The following is a 20,116-nucleotide window of genomic DNA, read 5'->3' as shown; positions in this document are numbered from 1 at the left end:
ACTTATGCCAGACACTTATCGATAAATTCTGCGGCGCTGCGCGCGCCCAGGGCCGAGATTGTGTGTCCGACGGCTGGCTCAAATTGGGTGCTGACCACCATGCCCAGCTCGCGTAGTTTCTCCGCCGCAATCTCGCTTTCCGCATACGGAATAACACTGTCGGCCATGCCATGAATGATCATCACCGGGGTGTTTTTGGCCACATGATAAGGTGCTGGCGAGGCCAGTCTGCCGGAAAACGCCACCAGCCCCGCCACTGGCCAGCGTCCGGAAATAACTGCATCCAGCGCCATAATCGATCCCTGAGAGATGCCAGCCAGTACCACATTATCCAGTTGGTCCTGCATCTGGTGTTGTTGCAGCACGGTATTGAGTTGAGCGTCGAACGCCTCACGTGCCTGCTCAACCCGTTGCGCACGGTTAACTGGGGTTATTCCTGTCAGGCTGAACCACTGATAACCCGGCCCATGTTCAAAGGGAAGCGGCGCGTTGGGGCTGGCGAAGCTGACGCCAGGTAGAATGCTGGACCAGTGTGTGCCCAGTCTGGCGAGGTCTTCTCCATTACTGCCCACGCCGTGGAGCAAAATAACTAATTTTTTCGCCATGAAAAGCCTCATTTTCGGGTTAGGGGGTTCTACGGCACTTGCCGCCGTTTTGATAATAAATGGATCTGTATTATCCCGATTAACACGCGGACTGACTTGTTATTTCGGCAGAAATCGTCAGCCGTTCACCGTTTTGGGCCGCAAAAAGATGAATTTTATCTGTGTTGATGCCCAGCGAAATCGTCTGCTCAGGCTCGGCAGCTATTCGCCCGGCAAACTGTACATGTAACGGGAAGCCCTGCCACTCAACGTGCAACAGGCTGGATTCGCCAGTGAGTTCAACAAGTTTTACCTGTGCCTCTGGCTGCTCAGCGGTGTCGCTTAAAAAGAAATCCTGCGCCCGAATGCCAACGATCACCGGTTGCTGGTCCTGTTGTGCGGCAGCCTGATGCCAGCGGGCAGGAAGGGCAAACCAGTAATCGTTGCACCGTACGCCAGGTTTGCCCTGGCGGGTTTCCAGTTGGCCTTCCAGCAGGTTCATCGGGGGCGAACCGATGAAACGGGCGACAAAGGTATTCACTGGATGGTCATAAATTTCCAGCGGTTTGCCCTGCTGGACAATCATCCCGTCACGCATCACCACTATCTGATCCGCCAGGGTCATTGCTTCAACTTGATCATGTGTGACGTAGACCATGGTGGTTTTAAAGCGCTGATGTAGCGCTTTAATTTCCGCCCGCAACACCATACGTAACTGGGCGTCCAGATTGGACAACGGCTCGTCGAACAGGAACACACGTGGGTTGCGCACCATGGCCCGACCCATGGCTACGCGCTGACGCTGGCCGCCTGAGAGTGCACGGGGATAGCGGTTCAGTAAGCTGTTGATCCCCAGAATCTCCGCCACACGGGCTATTTTACTGTGCTGTTCTTCGCGTTTAACACGTTTAGCCCGCATATGGAAAGCCAGGTTTTCCGCCACGGTCAGGTGGGGATATAAGGCATAGCTCTGAAACACCATCGCCATGTCCCGGTCTGCCGGATCGAGATCGTTGATTTGCTGGTTATCCAGCAGTATCACGCCATCGGAGACGCTATCCAGCCCGGCCAACAGGCGCAACAGGGTAGATTTGCCGCAGCCGGAAGGGCCAACCAACACGGTAAAACTGCCGTCGGGGATGGTCAGATTCAGCGGGTTCAGGACGGTTTGTTTACCGTAACGCCGGGTCACGCCAACCAGTTCAACACGAGCCATACAGCAATCCTCTCAACTTATTTAATACGGTCAGCCTTTGCTGCCGCCGCTGGTCAGTCCGCTGACCAGGCTTTTTTGCAGCCAGATAGCAATAAATAACGGCGGCACTGACGCCAGGATCCCGACGGCGGCAATCAGTCCATCGTCGGTGGCGCGTCCCGCCGTAAAACCGGCGATAGTTACCGGCAGTGTTTGCGCACTGATATTGTTGGTAAACAACAGCGCATAAAAGAATTCATCCCACGCCAGTAACCAGCCAAACAGCGCGGCGGCGGCGAGCACCGGCTTCGCCAGCGGCAGCGTTATCTGTAACAGCACCTGCCAGACGCGCAGACCATCCAGCCGTGCCGCCTGCTCAATATCCTGCGGCAGGGCGTCGAACTGATTTTTCAGCATCCAGGTGAGGAATGGCAGGATCAGCGAACAGTAGACCAGCACTAATCCCAGGTGGGTGTTCAGCAGGCTGAGCTGTTGCAGCACGAAGTACAGCGGTAGCACAAACGCCACCGGCGGCACCATGTAAATGGCCAGGCTGCCTAACAGCCAGCCATCGCGACCGGGATAACGAGAAAAGCTGAATGCCGCAGGAATAGCCAGCAGTAGCGAGATGAAGGTGGCGCCGCAGGCCACCAGAATACTGTTGCCCAGGGCATGCAGGAACAGCTCTCCCGGCTGGCCTGGCGTCAGCGAGACCAGTCGGGCGTAACGGCTGAAATCCCACTGGCGCGGCAGCCATTCCAGCGGCACACGGGTCAGATCGGTGTTGGAGCTGACGCTCATCAGAAACAGCCACAGCATTGGGCCGAGAATGCTGACAGCAACCAGCAGAGCCGCCAGATAGAGCAATAAAAGCCGTAGGTTACGTTTCATTCGCGTTACTCCGGCGACGCTGACGCCAGACCATTGTCGTGTAAAGGGCGATCAGCACACTGCACATCAGAGTCATCAGGATGGCATAAGCCGCCCCGCTACCGGCGTGCAGATAGCTGAACGACTCCTGATAGACATAGAAGCTGAGGGTTTTGGTACTGTCTTCCGGGCCGCCGCGCGTCATGACATAAATGATGTCGAAGATTTTAAAGGCATCGATGGTGCGCAGCACTAACGCCACGCTTAGCGGTCCGACAATGGCCGGGAAGGTAATGGCGCAAAAGCGACGGAAGGCAGAAGCGCCATCCAGTCGGGCGGCTTCGAACAGATCTTGCGGAATCGACTGCAACGCCGCCAGCACCAGCAGTGTCACCAGTGGATAGTTTTTCCATACGTCGGCCAGCATCACCGCATTCAGTGCGGAATCCGGCGAGCCAAGCCAGCTACGATAACCGTCAATAATCCCCAACTGTGTGAGCAGGGCATTAATGCTGCCGTAGTCGGGGTTAAAGTTCAGCCGCCACATTATCGCGTTGACGATGGTGGGTAGCGCCCAGGGGAGGATCACCAGGACTCGCAGTACGTTGCGACCATAAAATTGCTGGTTAAGCAGGAGTGCAACCAGCACGCCAGTCACTCCTTCCAGCGCCACTGACAGGACGGTGAAGTACAGTGTGCGCAGAATGGCGGAGAGGAAATCCGGGTCGGTCAGGGCATAGAGATAGTTCTCAACTCCCACATAGTTAATGCTGCCACCGTTACTGATCAATTCGGCATCGGTAAAGCTGAGCCAGATGGTACGCAGTAAGGGCCAGGCGGTCAGCAGGCCCATCATTATCAGCATGGGTGCCAGCAACACCCATGCCTGACGCTGCTCGCGTTGTTGCAAACTGAGCATCGTCACCCCTTAGTGCAGACGTTGGGCGCTTTTGGTCACCGCCGTCATGGCGACTTCCGGTGTTTTTTGACCTTGCAGCACCTGCTGGAGTTGTTGTTGCAGGGTGTTGGACAGGCGGGAATAGTCGGCGGTTATTGGCCGCATCAGCATCACATTCAGCGCCGGTTTCGCTGCGGCAATCAGTGCTTCCTGACCTTTCTGTACCGCCGGATCATCATAAGATGATTTCCAGATTGGCAGGCTCAGGCGGGCATATTTATCCTGCACCGGCTGTGACGTCAGGTAACGGATGTACTGCCAGGACTGATCTGGATGGCTGCTGGTTTGCATCACGCCCAGGCCCATTGAACCGTTCATCGCCGCCACCGCTCCCGGTTTTTCGGCTGGCGCAGGCACAATACCGACTTCACCGGCCACTTTGCTCTGTTTCGGATCGTTGGCCAGGTTGTACATGTAGGTCCAGTTCAGCGCGAAGGCTGCATCGCCATTAGAGAAGACTTTACGGACATCTTCTTCCAGATATTCGCGGGAGTTCGGGTTGGTTATACCTTTATCCAGCGAGGTTTTCATGTAATCGACGGCTTTCACCGAACCCGCATCGCTGAAGTTCAGTTTGCCATTCTGGTAGAACTGGCCGCCAAAGGCTGATACCAGCGTGGTGTAGTCACAAACCAGCGCTTCAGCCTGTGACCAGCTCCAAACCAGCGGGTATTTGACGATGCCTTTTTCTTTCAGGATCTGAGACTGTTCCGTGACTTGTTGCCAGGTTTTAGGTGGGGCAGTTATCCCAGCTTTCGCCAACATGGCTTTGTTGTAATACAGGTATTTAGTATCGAGGATCCACGGCATCCCCCACAGCTTATTGTTCCAGCTTACGGTGCTCCACGCGGCGTCGAATACTTTGCTTTTTTCATCCGGGGTTATCTGGTGGGTGACGTCTTTCAGCATATTGAATTTGCTGAATTCAGCAGGCCACATATCATCGAACAGCACCACATCGTAGCCGTTACTGCCCGCGCCGCGGGCGGCGATGATTTTATCGTGCAGCGCTTCGTAAGGGACAAATTCCAGGTTGACCGTGATATCCGGGTGGGCTTTTTCGAAATCGCTGGTCATGGCCCGCACATCGCTTTCACTGTAGGCCGCTTGCGACATAAACAGCGCGTTGATTTGTGTTTTGGCAGAGGCGATCCCTGAGGTACTTAATGCCAGCAGGGTCAGTAAATAACCGGTAAAGCGGGGGGTAAATCGACTTGTCATACAAACTCCCGTTACGATACATGAAAAGCGATTGGTAAGTAGAGTTAATGTCAGTAAAACGCCTGGTCCCATTGTGAATAAAATGGGCCAGGCTTTAATTTACAGCACTTTATTTTTATAACATACAGTTGGCGGGTTACCCTGAGTGTTGGCTATATTGCCGTCCTGGTCGCACCCGCCATGCGACCCGGATATACTGATTAGTTTTTTTAACTTAATGTGGGCCGGATCCCCGTAACGTTGGTAGTATTGCCGCCCCCAGCGCACCCGCCGCGTCACCAAGTGTTGAACACGTAATGTTGCGGTTAATGGCATAACCACTGGCGCGATGAGCGAGTATGGTCTCCAGGCCAGTCTGGTAAAGAGGGAGGAGCGCGGCGGCACTGCCGCTTAATACGGTGACATCCGGGCCATACAGCGCCAGCAGTGTATTTAAGCCGCGTCCGACAACCTGACCATAATGGTGCATGATCGCTGCAATACGAGGACGGGTGGCGACCATTTCACCCAGTACCGAGGCGGTGTTGGCATCCCATCGTAGATCTGGCGCTTCTTTCTGCAACGTCTGTTGTAGCTGAGTGCGTGATGCCTGCATCTCCCAGCAGCCTTGCAGACCGCAGTAGCAGGTCACCGGGTCGGAGGACACCGGAATATGTCCGGCTTCCGGATGTTTGCCGTCAAATGTTCTGAACGGCTGGCCTTTATCCAGTAAGGCTACGCCGATACCGGTTCCGAGTGTCACCATCATCATGCGCTCACTTCCCCGCCCCACGCCCAGGTGATATTCCCCTAATGCGGCGACAACGGCGTCATTATCGATGGCGACCGGTACTCCCAACAGTTCCCGCAGTTGAGCAACCAGCGGGTAATAAGAGAAACAGGCCAGTGTGTCGTTATTCTCAATAATTTCCGTTGCATTGTTAACGGGGCCGCTGGCGCCAATGCCGAGGCTGACCAATGTTTTACCTGCGGGTACCAGGTGGTTGATTTTATCCACCAACGCCCTGGCGCGCAGAGCCAGGGGTAGCGTGGCGAACCAGGCTGAAGGAACGGTCTCAGAGGCGACTTCCTGCCCACCGTCCAGGATGATAATCCGGGTACCCGTGCCCCCGATATCAATGCCTGCACGCAGAGAAAGTGCGTTTTTTATCATATTGTTACCGTTATCTTTTTGCCGTACAGGAACTCGCCAGGCACCATGCCGTTAGCGCGAGCCAGGGTGACGGTCAGGTGCTGCACCCAGAGCATCGCGCAGAGCAAACGGATCAGTGGGGATCCCCCGGGTATTGGCAATAATTGGCTGCCGGAGTAAGCCACCGGGCCGACGGTAATCACTTCGGTGCCGTTATCAACCAGGTCTCTGGCCAGCGTTTGTAGTGTGGTATCGCTGCCGTCGCCGAACAGTAAAGCCAGCATGCCTTTACCTGATGTTTCCATTGGGCCATGACGGAATTCACCGCCAATAAACCCTTCCGTACTGATTTTTGAGGCTTCTTTGGTGATCAATGCGCCAGTCAGCGCTGTGGCTGCGTCGGCTCCGATGCCGATTAACGCCACTCGAGGTCGGGCGTGGGTGAAAAGCCGGTCGGTTAATGCCTGTACCGGTGCGCGGTTTTTAATGATGCTCGCGATTTCCGGCAGTACGGCACGGACGGCGGTTAATAACGGCGTTTCATCCTGTCCGGTGAGCGCAAAAAGCGTACGATAACTGGCGATCAGCGTGTTCAGGTAGCTTTTTGCACTGACAGTGGCTTCTTCACCACTCTTAAGTTCTATTAAAATATCGGCACGTTTTGCCAGCAAACTTTCTGCATCATTGGTCACGCCAATCAGTGTTTTTACCGCCGGGATATTTTCCAGCAGTGCGACAATTTCACCGCTCAATCCAGATTGTGAAGTCACCCAGAGTAATGTCCGTGAGGTGATCAGTGCGCACATATCCAGTAAGCGACCTGCATCCATGCGCCAGACCGGAAAACCCCGCGCAATCAGCTCTCGTTCAACCGGGATCAGCGCGTAATCTGAAGACCCCATGCCGGCCAACACAATACGATCATACTGGCTGAGGTCGAGGGTGTTCAGCGTCGCTGGCAGGGTATAGTTCAACTGGTCGGTTAGCGAGCCAACCTGCTGTTCTAACTCTTGTTCATAGGCGTTGAAGCGGTTGACCGTCATGGGATCATCGTCTCTTGAAAGGTAAATATTGCTGATGTGTTTTACAATATATGCACGTATTCGTGCAGTCAATACGCAAATTTATGCTGATTATTAATTTTATGGGCAAATAAAAGTCATCATGGGTGACATATTGCCCGATGTAAGTCAGTATATGCATGAAAACGTGCAATTATGCCTTGATGGATTCAAGTCACTGGCCAAAAAATTTTTTGCCTGACTTGAAATATGACGGGGATACAGACCAGGGAATACAGGATGACGGCGGCACAGCGTAGAGCGCAAATTGTAGAAATGATCACCGAAAAAGGCTATCTGAATACGGCAGAGCTGTCAGACCTGTTTAAGGTGGATGCCTCAACCATTCGGCGTGACCTCTCTTTGCTGGAAAAAACCGGCAGGGTGATACGCACGCATGGTGGGCTGCTGCCTGCTGAAACGGGCAGCAGTCTGGATACGCCTTATCATGTCCGTTTGCAGATGAACGCGCCAGCCAAAGCCGCCATTGCCCGTTACGCCGCCAGCCTGGTGCAGGACGGACAGTCGCTCATTCTTGATAACGGTTCCAGCGTACACGCTTTGGCACTGGCCCTGAAGGATAAAAAGGACCTGACGGTCGTGACTAATGACATTTTCTGTGCGATGGCGTTGGGTCATCATTCCGGGATAACCGTGCATGTGGCCGGAGGCATGATGCTGGATAAGGTTTACACCTTAGTTGGGCCGGAGACTGTAGATAAAATTAACAGCATCCATGTTGACTGGGCGTTTCTGGGGGCTGAAGGGGTACATTATGAAAAGGGTATCAGCAATATCAATACCATTGAAATTCCGCTGAAGCAGGCGATGATCAAGTCAGCGGAGAAAACGGTGGTGCTGGCAGACAGCAGTAAGATAGGTTATCGGGCGTTGGCGCCCGTCTGCCCGCTGAGCGATATCAGCATGATTATCACCGAAGCCTCCCCCAATCTGAAGCAGCGCAGTAAATATGGTCCACGGCTGATGGTGGTCGACCCGGATCTACAATAGACTGACGCCGTTTGGGTTTCGCCATCGGTGTTCTTCATTAGCCATTTTTCCGCAGCGGGTGGTCTAACGGACCGCGACGCTCTGGCTAATATACGGTGGTTTAGTGATGTAGCATTTCCGCGACAATCTGCTTTTTACTCAGCGTGTGGGGATAAAATGTCGGCCAGTTATCCCTCTCATTCAGTAACGTTTCCTGCGATTCGTTTTTGTAATACTCCCGATATTCCTCCACGGTTTTTCCTTCTTTTTTGGCTTTTTGCTCCAGCACGGATCCCGGTCGCTCTGTAACAGATAAGGATTGACCGATTGCCAGACGCCATCCCAGTCGCTCAGCGCGCGATCTTTAACGTCTTTATTCACTGGCTTTACGCTCGGTTTCAGACCGTGGTGTACCGTGATGCGGATGAGCAACCGACGCCGTGCTGAGCAATCCGAAGCTGATACCCCAAATGGCGGCAAAACCGGTTCTGCGCATGTTTCCCTCCTTGTGAAAGGATTGATTAAAATTATGCGTTATAACATAACAATTAAGATATCAATGATGAATTAACCTGACATTTCATTGATTGGCTTTTTTCATTCAGGAGAGCACTCACCGCCGCCAGCCCAGGGTAAGATGCACTAACATTTATTCTTTTAGCCATAAAAGTGATCCTTAAATGCTGTATCGCCGCTTTGAACGACTGATTAACATTTTCCAGGAGGCGCCTGGTAACACGCCGCCGGACAGCGTCTGGGCTTTTTATGTTTATTACCTGCGTCAGGTCTGGCAGAGCTTTGCCATGCTGCTGGTGGTCGGGCTGATTGCCTCGCTGATTGAGGTGGCCTTGTTCCGTTACCTGAGTACTCTCATTGATATGGTGAACAGTACGCCTGCCGCCAGTTTTTTCAGCGATCATGCTATGGCGTTGGTTTGGATGGCGTTGGTGGCACTGGTACTACGACCGATTTTTATCGGGCTGCATGATTTGTTGGTGCATCAGACTATCAACCCCGGTATGACCAGCATGATCCGCTGGCAGCATCATAACTATGTCCTGCGCCAGAGCCTGAATTTCTTCCAGAACGATTTCGCGGGTCGTATTGCTCAGCGCATTATGCAAACCGGCAATGCGCTGCGTGATTCTTCGGTACAGGCGGTGGATGCGTTATGGCATGTGTTGATTTATGCCATCACTTCGCTGGTGTTGTTTGCTGAGGCGGACTGGCGGTTGATGATCCCATTGTTGTTGTGGATTGTGGGCTACGTTATCAGTCTGAAATACTTTGTACCGCGGGTGAAATCCCGTTCAGTGGCGTCTTCTGATGCGCGTTCTAAGTTGATGGGAACCATCGTTGACGGTTACACCAATATCACTACGTTGAAGCTGTTTGCCCATAGTGATCTGGAACGGGCTTACGCGCGTGAGGCGATCAGCGACCAGACGGAGAAAACCCGTCAGCAGGGCCGCATGATAACCAACATGGATGTCGTGATTACCACCCTGAATGGTTTGCTGATTGTCGGTACCACCGGACTGGCACTGTGGTTGTGGACACAGTCACTGATCAGCGTCGGTGCTATTGCGCTGGCGACCGGGCTGGTGATTCGCATCGTGAATATGTCTGGCTGGATCATGTGGGTGGTGAATGGCATTTTTGAAAATATCGGTATGGTGCAGGATGGCTTACAAACAATTGCCCAGCCGGTCAGCGTGGCCGATAAACCTCAGGCGCCGGCATTGCACGTGCAGCGTGGTGAAATTCGCTATGAGGACGTGAGTTTCAATTACGGCAAGGATCGCCGGGTGATTGATAATCTACGGCTAATCATTCGGCCGGGAGAGAAAATAGGACTGATTGGGCCTTCTGGCGCGGGAAAATCGACGCTGGTGAATCTGCTGTTGCGTTTGTATGACCTCAATGGCGGCCGGATTATGATTGATGGGCAGGATATCGCTCACGTCAGTCAGGAAAGTCTGCGCGCACAGATTGGCATGATAACCCAGGACACGTCATTGTTGCATCGCTCGATCCGCGATAATTTGTTATATGGTCGTCCTGACGCGACGGAACAGGCGTTGCAACTGGCTATCTGCCGCGCTAAAGCCGATGAGTTTATTCCACTGCTTTCTGATCCTCAGGGCCGCTACGGTCTGGACGCGCAGGTGGGCGAGCGTGGCGTTAAGCTTTCCGGCGGCCAGCGCCAGCGCATCGCTATCGCCCGGGTACTGCTGAAGGATGCGCCAATCCTGATTATGGATGAGGCGACGTCAGCACTGGATTCTGAAGTGGAAGCGGCGATTCAGGAGAGCCTGGAAACGCTAATGGGGGGTAAAACGGTGATTGCCATCGCCCACCGGTTGTCGACGATTGCCAAAATGGATCGCCTGGTGGTGTTGCAGGAGGGGCGCATTGCGGAAATGGGCAGCCATGCTGAACTACTGGCGCAAGGCGGATTGTATGCGCGTCTGTGGCGCCACCAGACCGGCGGTTTTGTCGGTGAATATTAGTGCTGGGTTAAGCCCCTATGGATTACGGCGGTAGGGCAGGGACGTCCGGGCCTCCTCTGCCCATGCCAGTATGCCTTCCCGCTCCTGGCACAAATAATCGTCAACTGCCTGATGCAGTCCCTGGTGCCGCAGATAATGCCAGGATTCAGTGATGGTGGGTTCAAAGCCGCGCACCAGTTTGTGTTCGCCCTGTGCGCCAGCATCAAACCGCTGCAGGCCATGGGCGATGGCGTAATCCATCCCCTGATAAAAACAGGTTTCAAAGTGCAGGTGATTAAATTCTTCCAGACACCCCCAGTAGCGTCCATAAAAGGTGTTGCCATCCACCAGGCTGAACGCCATGGCGGCGGCCTGGCCATTGTGCCTGGCCAGCACCACACGGATGGCTTCGGGCATGCGTTCTGCCAGCAGACTGAAAAATTGACGCGTCAGATAAGGGCGTTGACCGCGGACGGCATAGGTATTGGCATAACAGGCATACACAAAATCCCAGTGGGCTTCACTGAGCTGGTGGCCGGCCAGCCATTCAAACTCAAAGCCCTGACTGGCGACCTGCTCGCGCTCCTTGCGGATTTGCTTGCGCTTGCGTGACATCAGCGTATCCAGGAAGTCCTGAAAATCCCGGTAGCCGGGATTGTGCCAGTGATACTGACAGCCGAGGCGATGCAGCCAGTGGCATTCACCGGCCAGCAACGTGGCGGTCTGCGCATTACCGAAGTTGATGTGCGCGCTGTAAAGCTGCTGCTGTTGCAGAAAGTCTGGGATACTTTGTAGCAATTGCTGTGCCGCTGCAGGTTCCCCCAGTAAACGGGCACCGGTTACCGGGCTGAAAGGGACAGCGGCCAGCCATTTAGGATAATAAGCCACACCAGCCCGCAGGCAGGCATCGGCCCAGGCATGGTCAAACACGTATTCACCCATCGAGTGAGATTTACGGTATCCCGGCAGTGCTGCGCGTACTTCGCCGTTTTCCATCCACAGCAGATGCAAAGGTTGCCAGCCGCTGCCTTTACCCAGGCAACCGCTCTGTTCCAATGTACTCAGGAAGGCGTGACGGAGAAAGGGCTGGTCATCAGGCGTGAGGGCGTCCCACTGACAGGCAGGGAGGTCGGTCAAGTGGGTCAGCAGGGTTAGCGACATAAGCGCACTCCGTCTTCATAGCGGTACGGTGCCCGTACCGGTTTAACCATGAAGTCATAAAGTGACGGTTTTATGGGTGAAGATCAATGTCTTCTGCCGTCACCGCTCGGGGCGTTAAAGCCTGCAAAGTGGCGTGTGTCGGCTTAGCGTACCTGTTGTGGTAAGCGGTAGCTGACTTCATCCTCCGGCATCTCGCCGCCGATACGGGTAATTGGCCCCATGATAAACAGGAAGCATAGCGCGGCAATAACACAGTGTGCACCGACAAATATCAGACCAACACTGTAGCCGCCCGTCAGCGCGACCAGATAACCAAAGATAATCGGGGTAATGATTCCGGCAATATTCCCCACGCAGTTAAATATCGCGCCTGCCAGGCCAACCGCGTCTTTCGGCGCAGAATCACTGATAATGGCCCAGGTGCCGGCACCAGCGGCAATTCCTTTACCATAAAAGGCAAAAGACATGATCGCGATGACCCAGAAATTACTGTTGGCTCCGGCAGCGGCGATTAAGGTCGAGGCCATCAGCATCCCGACGATATAAGGGGTCTTGCGTGCCCAGGAGACTGACCACCCTGTGCGGATTAAGTAATCGGAAATAATCCCGCCCGAGATCCCCCCGGCAAAGCCAAACAACGCAGGCGCGACAGTGGCGAACCCGGCATGCAGGATATTCATTCCCCGCGCCTGTACCAGATAAATAGGGAACCAGGTAATAAAAAAATAACTCAGCGCGATGGTGCAATATTGGCCGATATAGGCGCACCATAACATTCGATTGGTTAACAGCAGGCGAAAGGTGGTGCGGGAAAGGCGAGAGTTATTTTTCCGCTGGACGGCGGAGTCAATATCAACCAGCGCACCGCCATCAACGATATGTTTCAACTCATGCGGGGTGACACCACGGTGCTGTTGCGGTTCCTGCATATACCAGAGCCATGCGCAGAAAGCGACGATGCCAATCATCCCCAGCACGAAGAACGGCCACGGCCAGCCAAATTCAGAGACCAGCCAGCCGGAGAGTGGGGAGAAAATACCGACGGCAAAATATTGTGACGAGGCAAAAAGTGAAGAGGCCCGTCCACGTTCAGCTTTCGGGAACCACATAATGGCGACGCGGGCATTGGCCGGAAAACTGGGGGCCTCTATTAATCCAAGTGCGAAGCGCAGGGTGAACATGATGATCAGCGCACTGGTGATGCCAGTAGCAAATTCACCGACAAACCCCATAGCCAGGGTGGAAAGCGACCACAGCACCAGGGTGATACCATAAACTTTTTTGGTGCCGAAACGGTCAAGAAACAGGCCTCCGGGGATCTGACCGATGACGTAGGCCCAACTGAAAGCCGAAAGAACAAAGCCGAGCTGCAAGGGTGAAAGGCCGAATTCATCCTTAATCGCGCCACCGGCAATCGAGAGAATAGAACGATCCGCATAAGCGATGACGGACAGAAAGAGTATCAACATTAATATCCACACGCGAACGTGTGAGCGGCTTTTGCTTGCCATAGTTATTAACCTTCTGCTGCCCATAGACGAGTTTCCTTCAACTATAAGAGGAGATTTCAAGGCGAGTCATTGTGCTGATGCTGAAATTATGCGCGTATTTTTGCCAGAAATTTAGCAAGAGTAACAAGGTTGGTTGAAGAGGTTCACAGTTCTATGATTAACCCCGGAGTGGGTCAATAAAGCGTGCGCGGAATGTGCTCTGCATCTGGTTTTAGCGTGGCGGAATCTTCTATGAGACGGCTGGCATCAGGGATCAATCATCGACGGCCCAGCCTGGCGTAGCACATTGTAAAACCATGTTTTGGCAGTGATATCGCCTATTTCGGTATGGGCATACAAAAAGATTTCCGGATTGGGAACATGAAACGGCAGTTCCAGTATACGACCGTTACCTCGCTGGACGTAGATCCGTGCGGCGTTGAAAGGCAGTGTTACCAGTAGTTCGCTGGAGGCAATCAGTTCCCCCAGCGCGGCAAAGTGTGGTACTTCAACAACAATATCCCGTTCCAGCCCGAATTCTTTCAGGCGATCTTCAACAATATGGTGGCCGCTGGAGGCTGAAACAACGATGTGCTGCTCTTGCATATAGCCATCCAGCGAGAGGTGATCGCCGATGCGCGGATGGTTATTATTCAGCAAACAAACATAGTGTTGATACATCATCAGCTCGCGTTGGGCGGAGGAAACACTCTCATTACGGTTACAAATGGCAGCATCAATTCTGCCGGTAAGCAACCATTCATCGAGTTTTTGCATATCCACCGGGAGTACCTCCAGTTGGATATTGGGGGCGACCTGACGCAGATGTGTCACCAGGCGGGGCAGTAATAACAATTCGCCTAAATCAGAAAGGGCCAGGCGGAATTTGTGGTGGGCGGTGTCTGGTGAAAAAGTGCGGGTCTCTGCCACGGCTTTCTCAATGCCGGTGAGGGATTTTTTGAAAACTTTATACAACTGGATGGCGGTCGGTGTCGGTTCCATTCCTTTACGACTACGTTTGAACAGTTCGTCGTTGGTTTCATGACGTAATCGAGCCAGCGCATAGCTGGCAGAGGGCTGGGTGATAAAAAGTCGGTCTGCCGCTCCGCTGACGCTGCGTGTTTCATAGATAGCAGTGAAGACACGTACCAGATTGAGATCTAACATTATTACTCTTTATATCCTCACCGTATTCCATGTCGCAGATGTGTTGGCTGCATTCGTTTACTTGTGGTTACCGGGTTTATCTGTGTTCTGACGGCTCTCGGCAACGCGGGTTGCATATCACTCGATCTGTTCTATTATAGATACTGTTTATAAATGGAGATTAAAAATATCTATTTGAACTATTTTAAGCTTCTTTATATCCTTCATGCCATAAAATTTTGATCAATAACGTCATACGTTAAATGTCAAAATTTAACAAATAAAACAAAGTATTAGCTATTTACATCGTGGCAGGGCTGGCAACACCGTATGCAGGGTGTTTGCCGCAGGAGGGAAGTAAGTGAAAGGTGAAATCGTAGACGTGATTGTCGACTGGATTGAAGAACATCTGGACGATAGCCTGAACATCGAAGCAGTAGCAGCCCGATCTGGCTATTCAAAATGGCATCTTCAGCGCGCATTTAAAGAGAAGAAAGGCATGACCCTTGGTTCCTTTATCCGCTGCCGTCGTCTGGATGCCGCGGCGAAAAGCCTGGTCAGTTCACATAAAACCATCATGACCATCTCTATGGATCTGGGGTTTTCATCTCAACAGTGCTTCCAGCGAGTTTTCAAAAAACACTTTAATATCACGCCCAGAGACTATCGCAACCAGCATCGGGAGTTTCACTGAGCCAGCGATGGTCGGAGATGTCCGTCTGTCCGTCAATTAGGGCAAGAGAATGAAAATAAACTTTCGGGGACTGATAGTCGTTCTGTCGATCAGCAGCCCGTGTTTTGCCTCGGCTCTCGACCTTGTCGTGTCGGTTAGCTATGTTGCCGTTCAGTTCGAGCCCGGCTACTGTTCCGGCCATTCCCCCGCCGGGTATGAAATGAACCAGGGGGTGAATAGCTATGAACGTCAGGTTCAGCGTGTACTGGAACCCGCCACGGAAGATGACGTTGCCGCATGGGTGAAAAAATCCCGTTAAATTTCCGGTCTGCATCGATCCATGCTGCAAAATTTAACATGTCGTCAGGTATACTGCTGCCCGTACAAAATTACCTGGGGAACATGGTATGGAACGTTTCACTGAAAATCTTATTTATGCCGCACGCTGGTTTCTGGCGCCGATTTATCTTGGGCTGTCGCTGGGCTTGCTGGCGTTGGTTATCAAATTTTTCCAGGAGGCTTTTCATCTGTTGCCAAACGTGTTGGCAATGGCCGAAAACGATTTGGTCTTGGTGCTGTTGTCGATGATCGACCTGACGCTGGTTGGCGGCTTACTGGTTATGGTGATGCTTTCCGGCTATGAAAACTTTGTTTCTAAGCTGGATATCGCCGAACAAAAGGAAAAGCTCAGTTGGCTGGGGAAAATGGACTCCGGCTCACTGAAAAATAAAGTGGCAGCATCGATTGTGGCGATCTCTTCCATTCACTTGCTACGGGTGTTCATGGATGCGAATAATATCCCCGATAATAAACTGATGTGGTATGTGATACTTCACCTTGCCTTTGTATTGTCCGCTTTTGTGATGGGCTATCTTGACAGCATGTCCCGTCGGGATAAATCTGGCGGTCACTGATTTCCTTCTGTGTGGATTCTCCGGGACTATATTAGCCACGGTTCCTCTCCCGATGGCTGATTTTACTTGCTTCCTTTGGGGGAAATCGCATAAAAACGATGCAGGGTGTTCGCCTTCATGCATGCCGATATAATAACCTCGCTTATATACCCTGAATATTCCAGTTGCTGGACAAAAATGCCAGGGCGTTTTTTGAACACATTCGTGCAGGCTCTGAAGGGCGTGACCTGGTCAGTGGTCGGAGATCCGTCAACGCAATGGCCAACTTACAGTATGACAGCTATAACTCCCGACTGACCCTTATTTTTGGCACTCGCATTGCATGTTCCTTATTGGCCGCTGGGGTAACCCGAGCGGCGTCAGGTTGATGCAGGTATCTTTGTCACTGAGGATGGAAATAGCAGATGATTAGTCGTCGTCGGTTGATATTGGGAACCGGTGCTACTTTACTTGCGATGACGGCCGGAAAACTGTTTGCCCGGGAAGATATTATTCCTCTCTGGCAGGACGATCCTCCAGGGGGCGGGGGGCCGGGTGGAAAATTACATATTTCCGGCAATGGTTCATGGTCGAATATTGTCAGTCCCGCCATTCAACGCTTTCAACCAGAGAATGCCAACGGCTCAGCAGTACTGATAGCTGCCGGTGGCGGTTATCGCTGGATTGGTATGGGCGGAGAGGCCTGGCCGGTGGCACATTGGTTGAATGCCCATGGTTACACCGCCTATGTGCTGAGTTATCGTTTACCGCGTGAGAAATGGCGGGCAGGGCGACTGGCCCCCTTGCAGGATGCGCAGCGGGCGATCAGGCTGGTACGTTCCATGGAGCGTAAAGTTCATCTGCTTGGCTTTTCCGCTGGGGGTCATTTGATGGGCATGGCCGCCGCACGTCCAGACTTCGTGACGTATAAACCGCAGGACTCGCTGGATGATATCACGCCGGTGGTGGACACGGTTGCGTTGATCTATCCGGTTATTACCCTCGAACCGCCATACACTCACACGGATACTCATGCTGAGCTGCTGGGCAAACATCCTTCGCCGCAGGAGGAAGCGGCCTGGTCGATAGAAAATTATGTGACACACAAATACCCTCCGACATTTTTAGCACAGGCAGAGGATGATCTGATCTCTAATCCGCATAACACGCGGATCATGCATGATACCTGCCGTCGGATGGGGGTGTCGGTTGAGCAGATTAATATTACCCGTGGTGGGCATGGATTTGGGTTAGGGAGGGCGGGATCGCCCGCGGCTATTTGGGATGAAGCTTATGCCATCTGGCTGGATTCACATCGTTAGAGCGGGCCACACGGATTGAGGTGGACAGCGACTATTTTCTCAATCTCACCAGATCGACCGCGTGATTGACACTTTTGGTCATGATCAGGCTCGCCCGCTCGCGGGTTGGTAGGATATTTTCCTTCAAATTCATCAAATTGATTTCTTCCCACAATTGTTTAGCGATGCCAATGGTTTCATCTTCCGACAATGTTGCATAGTGGTGGAAGTAAGAATCGGGATTGGTAAAGGCACCCTGACGGAATTTGAGGAAGCGATTGATGTACCAGTGTTGCAACAGATCTTGTGGTGCATCGACGTAGATGGAGAAATCCACGAAATCGGAAACAAAAACATGATGCGGATCGTGAGGATAATCCATACCGCTTTGCAGCACGTTCAGCCCTTCCAGAATCAGAATATCGGGTTGCTTGACCACTTTATCGCCGCCAGGAATGACGTCGTAAATCAGGTGCGAATAAACCGGAGCCGTCACCTGTGTGGCCCCCGATTTCAGTGCGGAAACGAAGTTAACCAGACGATGCATATCGTACGACTGTGGGAAGCCTTTCTTCTTCATCAGGCCGCGTTCTTTCAATACCGCATTAGGATGTAGAAAACCGTCGGTAGTGATCAGCTCGACGCGGCGGTGCTCTGGCCAGCGACTGAGCAGTGCCTGTAAGACGCGTGCGGTAGTGCTTTTGCCCACGGCCACACTGCCCGCAATGCTGATGATATAGGGGATCTTGGGACCGTTAGTGCCGAGGAACTGTTCCAACACGGCCTGGCGACGAAGATTAGAGCTGATATAAAAATTAAGCAGGCGGGATAATGGCAGATAGATCTCTGCAACTTCCGCAATCGATAAATCTTCGTTTATCCCCTTAAGGCGGGCAACTTCGTCTTCACTCAGGGTCATCGGCACTGAATCGCGCAGTGCGGCCCATTGAGAGCGGTTAAATTGCAGATAGGGTGTGGTCAACAAGGATTCTTTTTTATTCATAGCAGGTTCTGCCAGCAAGAATTTGCCCGTCGTGACGTCAAAACACACTGGCCGTGCGGCCAGGCTGGCTCTTCCCGTTCACGAACTCAGGGAAATTTCAGAATAACAATGGGCAGGAGGTTACCACCAGACAGGGCATAACCAGAAGGAAAAATAAAATCTGCGGGTGCAAACGGAACTGTGCCCACATTTATTGCATTTTTAGCTGGCAATTGCCCGGCTAACCTGATTAACCGTAAACAGACGCTTATAATAGATGACGGCAGAATGTGAATAACCCTCTGAGGTGCAAGAGAAATCCGGCAATTCACCGAGGCAGCGATAGCCCTGAGCACGGTAAAAAGCTTCGGCGGCGCTACCTGCTGGCGTATCCAGATAAAGCAGGCTGCGCTGTAGGTTCATCGCTTCCTGTTCAAGCGCCGCTATTAGCTTTTTGCCCGTTCCCTGGCGACGAGCGCGATCATGAACCAGCAGTTGCTGGACCTCCGCCCGGTTGCGGCCTTCAGGTTTCAGGCAGATGTCCAACTGAACGCTGCCGATGACGCCCAGATGGTCGCGGGCAATCCATAATTTACGCGCACCTTTCGCCACCTCAGCCTGTAGACGGTGAAAATAGTGTTCGGCTTGTGTCTGAGAAAAACGTTGTCGTTCACCCTCCACAGCGTCGCGGGTGACGGTGTTCAGCAGCAGTTCTGCCAGCTCGTTGCGGTAGACAGGTAGGGTGGCGGCATTGATCATCACGATTTTCATGCAATATCCTCCTCGTATGGTGCCATAGAAAAAATGCAATAAACGATCCAATTCACCGAGGCGGGTATCACAAGGGGGGCGATGTCCAGTGGGTGAAAAAATGCACGTTCAGTGTGCAAGATTATCGTGGTGGTGCAAAAAAATGGCGTATTTAACCGGGTCGTCTTCCTGCTTTCGCCGTTTACCCATGCAGGTGTCACGCAATGAACGGGTGAAAAAATCGCCCTGGTGATGATTATTTGAACGGAAATTCTGATGTAGTGGGGGAATTTGCGAATAATTGCACAAATAACAGGCATAAGAACATTTATCGCGATTTTTTTGTTGCATCATGCAGCAGGTCTTCCTAGAATGCGCGTCACTTGATGCCGGCTTAGCTCAGTTGGTAGAGCAACTGACTTGTAATCAGTAGGTCACCAGTTCGATTCCGGTAGCCGGCACCATCAAGTATCTAGGTGGGGTTCCCGAGCGGCCAAAGGGAGCAGACTGTAAATCTGCCGTCATCGACTTCGAAGGTTCGAATCCTTCCCCCACCACCATCTCTACCTTGTCGTTTGAGGTTGAAGCAGATGAAAGTCATATTTTTTGTCTGTGGAAGAATGAGAAGGTCCGTTTCGGGCAACGTGAGGTAACGAGCGAAGCACGACCGGAAGGGTGAGATGAAGCGAGGAATAATCCTTCTTTCACCGTTGTTTCGACCTTATGTTCAGGTCGAAAGTACTGATTTTAGACTGAGCACACGCACAGTCGGAGTCATCAAGCGTATGCGGGTTGACTCGAATAATAAGGCATCTTTTCTTATTATTCATAAGCTACAGACAGAACAGGTAGCCGAGTTCCAGGATGCGGGCATCGTATAATGGCTATTACCTCAGCCTTCCAAGCTGATGATGCGGGTTCGATTCCCGCTGCCCGCTCCAAGCCGTGCTGATATGGCTCAGTTGGTAGAGCGCACCCTTGGTAAGGGTGAGGTCCCCAGTTCGACTCTGGGTATCAGCACCACTTCTACATCTCCCTCCCTGATTCTTCTCTGTACGTTAAAATTCAACAAGTCAGGCAATGCCTGGTTGATGTGGTGATATCACCGATTTATCCGTGTCTTAGAGGGACAAGCGATGTCTAAAGAAAAATTTGAACGTTCCAAACCGCACGTCAACGTTGGTACTATCGGCCACGTTGACCACGGTAAAACTACC

18 protein-coding genes, 4 tRNA genes and 2 pseudogenes are annotated in these 20,116 nt (G+C 52.5%); 11 read left to right on the top strand and 13 right to left on the bottom strand.

Annotation, left to right across the window (positions count from 1 at the left end; translation table 11 throughout):
• Positions 1-2: 2 nt before the first annotated feature.
• From EH228_RS19170 to EH228_RS19140, 7 genes are all read right to left on the bottom strand, one after another.
• Positions 3-605 (bottom strand): alpha/beta hydrolase, encoded by a 603-nt coding sequence (locus EH228_RS19170; RefSeq protein WP_152323212.1) that lies wholly within the window; start codon positions 603-605, stop codon positions 3-5.
• 79 nt (positions 606-684) lie between these two features.
• Positions 685-1,800, bottom strand: coding sequence for an ABC transporter ATP-binding protein (locus EH228_RS19165; RefSeq protein WP_152323211.1), 1,116 nt, complete (start codon positions 1,798-1,800; stop codon positions 685-687).
• Positions 1,801-1,830: 30 nt separating this feature from the next.
• Positions 1,831-2,670, bottom strand: coding sequence for a carbohydrate ABC transporter permease (locus EH228_RS19160; protein WP_152323210.1), 840 nt, complete (start codon positions 2,668-2,670; stop codon positions 1,831-1,833).
• Entirely contained in the window at positions 2,660-3,568 is a 909-nt protein-coding gene (locus EH228_RS19155; RefSeq protein WP_152323209.1) for a carbohydrate ABC transporter permease, read from the bottom strand. Before EH228_RS19155 ends, EH228_RS19160 begins: the two co-directional genes overlap by 11 nt.
• A 9-nt stretch (positions 3,569-3,577) precedes the next feature.
• Positions 3,578-4,828, bottom strand: a complete 1,251-nt coding sequence (locus EH228_RS19150; RefSeq protein ID WP_152323208.1) for an extracellular solute-binding protein — start codon at positions 4,826-4,828, stop codon at positions 3,578-3,580.
• 214 nt (positions 4,829-5,042) lie between these two features.
• A complete protein-coding gene (locus tag EH228_RS19145; protein ID WP_152323207.1) occupies positions 5,043-5,981 on the bottom strand; it encodes an ROK family protein in 939 nt (312 codons plus the stop codon).
• Positions 5,978-7,003 carry an SIS domain-containing protein gene (locus tag EH228_RS19140; protein WP_152323206.1) on the bottom strand — a complete coding sequence of 342 codons (1,026 nt, stop codon included), beginning with the start codon at positions 7,001-7,003 and terminating at the stop codon, positions 5,978-5,980. Before EH228_RS19140 ends, EH228_RS19145 begins: the two co-directional genes overlap by 4 nt.
• A 258-nt stretch (positions 7,004-7,261) precedes the next feature.
• Between EH228_RS19140 and EH228_RS19135 the strand changes: the two genes are divergently transcribed.
• Positions 7,262-8,032, top strand: coding sequence for a DeoR/GlpR family DNA-binding transcription regulator (locus EH228_RS19135; RefSeq protein WP_152323205.1), 771 nt, complete (start codon positions 7,262-7,264; stop codon positions 8,030-8,032).
• 100 nt (positions 8,033-8,132) lie between these two features.
• On the opposite strand, the pseudogene EH228_RS19130 reads toward EH228_RS19135, so the two are convergent.
• Positions 8,133-8,507, bottom strand: a pseudogene (locus tag EH228_RS19130) (ZinT/AdcA family metal-binding protein).
• Between the two features lie 184 nt (positions 8,508-8,691).
• Here EH228_RS19130 and EH228_RS19125 point away from each other — a divergent pair.
• Positions 8,692-10,524 carry an ABC transporter ATP-binding protein gene (locus EH228_RS19125; protein WP_152323204.1) on the top strand — a complete coding sequence of 611 codons (1,833 nt, stop codon included), beginning with the start codon at positions 8,692-8,694 and terminating at the stop codon, positions 10,522-10,524.
• A gap of 15 nt (positions 10,525-10,539) precedes the next feature.
• Here EH228_RS19125 and EH228_RS19120 read toward each other — a convergent pair whose 3' ends face one another.
• From EH228_RS19120 to EH228_RS19110, 3 genes are all read right to left on the bottom strand, one after another.
• Positions 10,540-11,664, bottom strand: a complete 1,125-nt coding sequence (locus EH228_RS19120; protein ID WP_152323203.1) for a GNAT family N-acetyltransferase — start codon at positions 11,662-11,664, stop codon at positions 10,540-10,542.
• A 143-nt stretch (positions 11,665-11,807) separates the two neighbouring features.
• Complete coding sequence (locus tag EH228_RS19115; RefSeq protein ID WP_152323202.1) at positions 11,808-13,175, bottom strand: MFS transporter; 1,368 nt, start codon at positions 13,173-13,175, stop codon at positions 11,808-11,810.
• A gap of 246 nt (positions 13,176-13,421) precedes the next feature.
• Positions 13,422-14,321, bottom strand: a complete 900-nt coding sequence (locus tag EH228_RS19110; protein ID WP_152323201.1) for a LysR family transcriptional regulator — start codon at positions 14,319-14,321, stop codon at positions 13,422-13,424.
• Between the two features lie 340 nt (positions 14,322-14,661).
• On the opposite strand from EH228_RS19110, the gene EH228_RS19105 reads away from it, so the two are divergent.
• The 4 genes from EH228_RS19105 (at position 14,662) to EH228_RS19090 (ending at position 17,188) form a co-directional block, all read left to right on the top strand.
• Complete coding sequence (locus EH228_RS19105) at positions 14,662-14,994, top strand: helix-turn-helix domain-containing protein (protein WP_152323200.1); 333 nt, start codon at positions 14,662-14,664, stop codon at positions 14,992-14,994.
• Positions 14,995-15,043: 49 nt separating this feature from the next.
• Positions 15,044-15,292 (top strand): hypothetical protein, encoded by a 249-nt coding sequence (locus tag EH228_RS19100; RefSeq protein WP_152323199.1) that lies wholly within the window; start codon positions 15,044-15,046, stop codon positions 15,290-15,292.
• A gap of 88 nt (positions 15,293-15,380) precedes the next feature.
• On the top strand, positions 15,381-15,887 hold the full coding sequence (locus EH228_RS19095) for a TIGR00645 family protein (protein WP_152323198.1): 507 nt from the start codon (positions 15,381-15,383) through the stop codon (positions 15,885-15,887).
• Between the two features lie 404 nt (positions 15,888-16,291).
• A complete protein-coding gene (locus EH228_RS19090) occupies positions 16,292-17,188 on the top strand; it encodes an alpha/beta hydrolase (RefSeq protein WP_152323197.1) in 897 nt (298 codons plus the stop codon).
• Between the two features lie 31 nt (positions 17,189-17,219).
• Here EH228_RS19090 and coaA read toward each other — a convergent pair whose 3' ends face one another.
• Complete coding sequence (gene coaA / locus EH228_RS19085; RefSeq protein WP_152323196.1) at positions 17,220-18,170, bottom strand: type I pantothenate kinase; 951 nt, start codon at positions 18,168-18,170, stop codon at positions 17,220-17,222.
• Between the two features lie 201 nt (positions 18,171-18,371).
• The gene (locus tag EH228_RS19080; protein WP_152323195.1) at positions 18,372-18,920 is read right to left on the bottom strand and encodes a GNAT family N-acetyltransferase; all 549 of its coding nucleotides are present in this window, start codon (positions 18,918-18,920) and stop codon (positions 18,372-18,374) included.
• Positions 18,921-19,287: 367 nt separating this feature from the next.
• On the opposite strand from EH228_RS19080, the gene EH228_RS19075 reads away from it, so the two are divergent.
• The 5 genes and pseudogenes from EH228_RS19075 to EH228_RS19055 all read left to right on the top strand — a co-directional run.
• Positions 19,288-19,363, top strand: a tRNA-Thr gene (locus EH228_RS19075).
• A gap of 11 nt (positions 19,364-19,374) precedes the next feature.
• Positions 19,375-19,459, top strand: a tRNA-Tyr gene (locus EH228_RS19070).
• A 306-nt stretch (positions 19,460-19,765) separates the two neighbouring features.
• Positions 19,766-19,840, top strand: a tRNA-Gly gene (locus EH228_RS19065).
• 6 nt (positions 19,841-19,846) lie between these two features.
• Positions 19,847-19,922: transfer RNA gene (locus EH228_RS19060), tRNA-Thr, on the top strand.
• 113 nt (positions 19,923-20,035) lie between these two features.
• Positions 20,036-20,116, top strand: a pseudogene (locus tag EH228_RS19055) (GTP-binding protein); the annotation flags it as partial.

It is taken from the genome of Erwinia endophytica, from assembly GCF_009295515.1.
Lineage (GTDB): Bacteria > Pseudomonadota > Gammaproteobacteria > Enterobacterales > Enterobacteriaceae > Erwinia > Erwinia endophytica.
The sequence above is the reverse complement of the archived record's forward strand: the minus strand, read 5'-3'. Positions and strand labels throughout refer to the sequence as shown.